Source organism: Aeromonas dhakensis (assembly GCF_000820305.1).
Classification (GTDB): domain Bacteria; phylum Pseudomonadota; class Gammaproteobacteria; order Enterobacterales; family Aeromonadaceae; genus Aeromonas; species Aeromonas dhakensis.
In genome coordinates this window covers 4447-9556 of record NZ_CDBH01000010.1, presented here as the reverse complement: position 1 = coordinate 9556, position 5110 = coordinate 4447, and the positions used below count along the sequence as shown (strand labels likewise).

The 5110-nt window shown below is 54.5% G+C and carries 2 protein-coding genes; both read left to right on the top strand.

Features of this window, described 5'->3' with window-relative positions; translation table 11 throughout:
• Nucleotides 1–73: 73 nt before the first annotated feature.
• The gene (locus tag BN1143_RS00705) at nt 74–4330 is read left to right on the top strand and encodes an RHS repeat-associated core domain-containing protein (protein ID WP_082038381.1); all 4257 of its coding nucleotides are present in this window, start codon (nt 74–76) and stop codon (nt 4328–4330) included.
• A gap of 9 nt (nt 4331–4339) precedes the next feature.
• Entirely contained in the window at nt 4340–4945 is a 606-nt protein-coding gene (locus BN1143_RS21605; RefSeq protein ID WP_082038380.1) for a hypothetical protein, read from the top strand.
• Nucleotides 4946–5110: the final 165 nt, after the last annotated feature.

Genomic DNA, 5110 nt, shown 5'->3' with positions numbered 1-5110 from the left:
GGGAAACCGCCCCTCGCCCCCCACTGATAGACCCAAACCAGGTGAGGGCAAGCCGCCCACGTCCCCTGGAAAAATGATTAAGCACAAGAGTTTCTTGGGCGCTTTGGCGGGGGCGATAGCAGGTGCCCTGGTGGCGGCTGCAGTCTTTGCTGTGGCTGCTGCGGTAGTAACGGCTGCCGTCGCCTTGACGGGGGTGACTGGGGGGATGGGGCTAGCGTTGGTGGTGGGGGTCGCCAAGCTTGGCCTGGGCATTGCTGCCACCATAGGGGCGGGGGACCTTATCGCCAAGGTGTCAGGAAGTGTGTCTGGCATGGTTGATAGTGCGTCCCCGTCCTTCGGTCCGGTTGCAACTGGTTCTGCCAATGTGTTTGTCGAGGGACAACCGGTCTCCCGTGCGTTGGTTGATACCGTCGCGTGCACCAAGCACTCGGTTCCGCCCATCATTGCGCAAGGTAGTGAGTCTGTTTTTGTCAACGACAGCCCCGCCGCACGAGTGGATGACCAGACAGCCTGTGGTGCCACCATCAAGGAGGGCGCTTCCACCGTGTTCTTTGGCTCAGGCCAGGGAACCTATGCCGACATAGCAGATGAGTTCAGTTGGTGGGAAAAGGGGTTGCTGATTGCGGTCGAGTTCCTGGTGCCCCCCAGTCGTGGCATGTTCAAGGGGATAGGCAAGCTCTTTACCAAGGGACCGCGCGCAGTGTTACGGGGAGCGCTGGTTGGGGCCAAAGTGGCGGTGCGCCAGTTCAAGCGGACTGCCCTTCGCTGCATGAGCCAGGGGTTTAAAAATAACAAGGGACTGGCTCGTTTCAAGGAAGCCGCCAAGGGATTTCTTAAAGACCCCGTCTATATCCCCAGTGGTGAGGTCATCGAATCCCGGCTGGATATAGAGTTGGGGCAAACCTTGCCGCTGCGCTTTGAGCGCACCTACCGCACCGCATCCGACCATACAGGGCTACTCGGTAAGGGGTGGCATGACAGCTGGAGCGAAGTGGCCAGCGTCACCCGTCAGGGGCTCAATACCCTGGTGAACATCACCCTGGCACAGGGCTATGACATTGATTTCACTTTCCATCAAGACGTGAGCCGCGTCTATTGCCCGCACTATCCCCAATTTACACTGACTCGAACCGAGCACGGTTTTTTGCTGTGGGACAGAGACAGTCAGCAGACCCGTCACTTTATCCATCAACAGGGGGACCGGTACTGGCTCGAAGCTCTGTCAGACCGCCATGACAATCGCATTACCTTGGTACGCGACCAGGCAGGCAAACTTTGTAGGGTGCGCCACAGCGATGGCATCGAGCTGGCGCTGGCGTGGCAAGATGACTATCTGCAACACATTGTTCGGGTAGATGGCGGCCAGCAGACACGCTTGGCCCACTACACCCAAAACCTCGCAGGTCAATTAGTCGAAGCGGATGCCAGCCATCACTACCACCTGTTTTACGAATACGATGACCAGGGGCGACTGACGCGTTGGTATGATAACGACCAGACCTGGGCGCGTTATGAATATGACGTGCAAGGGCGCTGTGTCTACACCACCTGTGCCGATGGCATGCTCACCGCACGCTTTGACTATCAGCCAGGCAAGGTGGTGATGACCGACGGGTTGGGTCGTCACGAGTATGAGCTTAACGAGCTTGACCTGGTGAGCGCGATCCGCTCCCCCCTTGGCCATGTGACCCGCTTTGACTACGACGAATTTGGTAACCTGCTGCGGGAGATTTCCCCTGCGGGGCGGGTGGTCGAGTTTGAATACCTGGCTGACACCGGGTTGGTGACACGCTTTGTGGACGGTAGTGGCCACGCCTGGCACTACGAGTATGATGAGCAGCTGCGGCTGTGTGCCGTCACTGACCCGCTCAGGCGCAGCTGGCAGTGGCGTTTCGATGACGCGGGTAATCCGGACAAACTGTCAGGTCCGGATGCCAGCGAAGTGCATTTTAGCTGGAACCGTTATGGGTTGCTGACGGCGGTCAGCGACCAAAGTGGCAAGGTGCAAGCACGCCTGCAGTATGACCATCGCCAGCGTCTGTTGAGCCAGACGGATGCCGAGGGGCGTACCGAACAGTGGCGCTATGATGGCCAGGACCGGGTTGCGCAGTGGCAACGCGCCGACGGTGCTCGCTATCAGTTAGGCTATCGCCGCTCCAGCTGGCAACTGCCAGAACAGCTCAAACGGCCCGATGAGGTAGAAGAGCAGCGCCGTTACGATCGCCACAAAAACCTGACTGATTATGTCGATGGCAATGGCCAGCACTGGCGCCAACGCTTTGGTGCCTTTGACCTGCTCCTTGAGCGCACCGATGCCAGTGGCCGCAGTTGGCGCTATCAATACGACCGCGATACCCAGCAGCTAATAAAGGTCACCGGGCCCGACCAGCAGGTGTGGCAGTGGTGGCTCGATAATGATGGCCGGGTGGTGCGCGAGCAAGACATGGCGGGCACCGTCACCCACTATGGCTATGACGAAGATGGTCACTGCATCGAAGTCCGCAATGGCGAAGGTCAGGCTCGCCACTTCCTGTTTGATGGCCGTGGCCTGCTGCTGAGCGAAACCTGTGACGATGACACCCTTCATTATCACTACGACGGGGCAGGCAGATTACTGGAGGTATCATCCCTCACCAGCCATCTGCGCTTTGAGTACGATGAGCGCGACCGGGTGGTGTTGGAGACACAACACGGCGCCACCATTAGCCGCAGCTATGATGAGCAGGCCCACACCCTGACCCGAACCCTGAGCTGGCCAGGGGATAAGGAGGACGAACCGGCCCCACTGACCACCTCCTTTACCGTCAACAACGTCGGTGAACTGACCCGCATTGGTTTGCCAGATGGGGCAGAGCTGACCCTGGGGCACGACCTGGCTGGTCGGGAGGCGCAGCGCCAGGGCGGTGCTTTTGGTCTGAAGCAAGAGTATGACGTACTGGGTCAGCTCACACGCGCCCAAAGCGGTCAACTGCAAGAGGGGCGTTTGCTGGCGGGGCTCACCCGCGAATACGGTTATGACCGTGCTGGCAACCTGATTGGTGAACGGCGGGGACGTGAGGCGCAGGGCTATCGGCTTGATGCCTGTGGTCGGGTGCTGGAGACCCTCAGCCAGCATCCTAACGCTGGCCTTCAGCGGGAGGCGCAATTTAGCTACACCCGTCAGGGCTTGCCATTGACCGACGGCGAACACACCCGGTGGCAGCAAGGGCGGGTCAGTCAGCGCGGCGATACCCACTACGATTATGACAAGGCGGGTAGGCTTATCAGCAAACGCCAGCTGCGCCCGGGCTTTCGGCCCGAACAGTGGCACTACCACTGGGACAGTCGTAATCAGTTGAGGGTGGTCACCACCCCTGGCGGGCATAACTGGTTATATCGCTACGACCCGTTTGGTCGGCGCATCAGCAAGCGCTGTGAGCAGACGGGCGAAGAGGTGCGTTACCTGTGGGATGGTGACCAGATAGCCGAAGTCCGTCATTTCAAGCAAGGCTCACTGCAACAGCGCCGTCACTGGGTCTGGCGGGGTTGGGAATTGCTGGTGCAGCAGCGTCAGCAGATACAAGCACAACCTGGCCTCCAAGCGTATGCACCAACGGCCTACATCGAGCAAGTCCTGCAAGCCGCTGCCGAAAGCTGGCAAACTGACTTCGCAGTCAGCCAGCAAAATGGCGAACTGCTGGGGCTCTATAACCCGCAAGGGGAGCTGCACTGGCAGCCGACCAAAACCAGTCTGTGGGGCCAGCGGTTAAGCAATCGTGTTGACATCCGTGACCCCGGTTTGGCATTCGCGGGCCAACTGCGTGACGACGAGAGCGGACTTTGTTATAACCGTTTTCGGTACTATGACCCGCAAGGGGCCTGCTATATCTCACCCGACCCGATAGGGATACTGGGCGGTGAGAATAATTATGGGTATGTGAATAATCCGCTTGGGTGGATTGATCCGTTAGGGTTGGCGGGTTGTGGTGCTGATGCGAAAAAGTTACGTGAAAACATGGAAGCCGCCGGGAAAGTTGCTCCCAGCTATAAGAACTCTGCACATCACATAGTAATGTCAAATTCTAAAGATGTCAGAATGCGTTGGCTGAGAAGAAAAATGGAACGAATGGGAATCGATATCAACTCTGTCGACAACGGGATATTTTTGCCGACATCAAGCAGCGTAAAATCATCTGTCGGTACGTCGTTACCAGCGCATTCAAGGATACATACGGAAGTTTATAAGAAAAATGTATTTGACAGACTTAAATCAACTACTAATAAGTTGGATTTCAAGGATGAGCTTAGTAAAATAGCATCAGATATATCAAGTGGTACTTTTAAATTCTAAGGGGCTGTAATGAACGAGATAGATACACTTAAATCAGAATTTGAAAAAATAAACACTACCCCACGTGTATTTTTAGAGAGTTTTTATTCAGATGTAAAAAAACATTCCGTTGTCAAAAAAATAAGCAAAGGGAGATTGTTAAATATCAGGCCTTTTGAAGCGGAGAGGTTTGGTTTTAAACTAGGAAAAGAACTAAATGTTTTTCCAAAAAATAAAAAAGACGTTCAGTTTTGGAGTTTTAATTCTACCGGGGATACTCTATTAGTTGAACGGCTTGGTTCAAATGGGGAAGTTCAGTATAGTGATTTTTACTTTCACTCTGACAATGGAGTCAGAGTGATTGGCTTTTACGATGTTGACTCACTGGCTTTTGTTATGGATATTGAGTTTAACAATGGTAAGGTAATGAAAGAATTTAATTATGGGAGATTTGGCTCGAGCTTTTCGGATTATCATTATAATGGCGATATGCTAACAGATATAATGGTTCATGAGAGAGAACATTCTCAGGAAGGGTATTCTAATCATACTTTATTTTTTGGCTATGAGAATGGTGCTTTAAGTGAAATAGTAAAATGTTATCCGAATGGATATCGTGAACGACGTTATCCATAGATTTCACTCTGCGAAGAATTTTCCCATGACACATCAAGCCTTATGGCTGGCAGTGGCAGCCAGCATGCTTGCAGCCTGTTCTTCCACGGTGTCACTCACTGACGCCGAGTTATCCCAAGCCGCAAAACAGGGGGATGGCCGCGCCCAATATGAGCTAGCCAAGCG

Excerpts from the sequence above, each read along its gene's own strand:
- BN1143_RS00705 (WP_082038381.1), top strand. The coding sequence starts at position 74 with ATGATTAAGCACAAGAGTTTCTTGGGCGCTTTGGCGGGGGCGATAGCA.
- BN1143_RS21605 (WP_082038380.1), top strand. The coding sequence starts at position 4,340 with ATGAACGAGATAGATACACTTAAATCAGAATTTGAAAAAATAAACACT.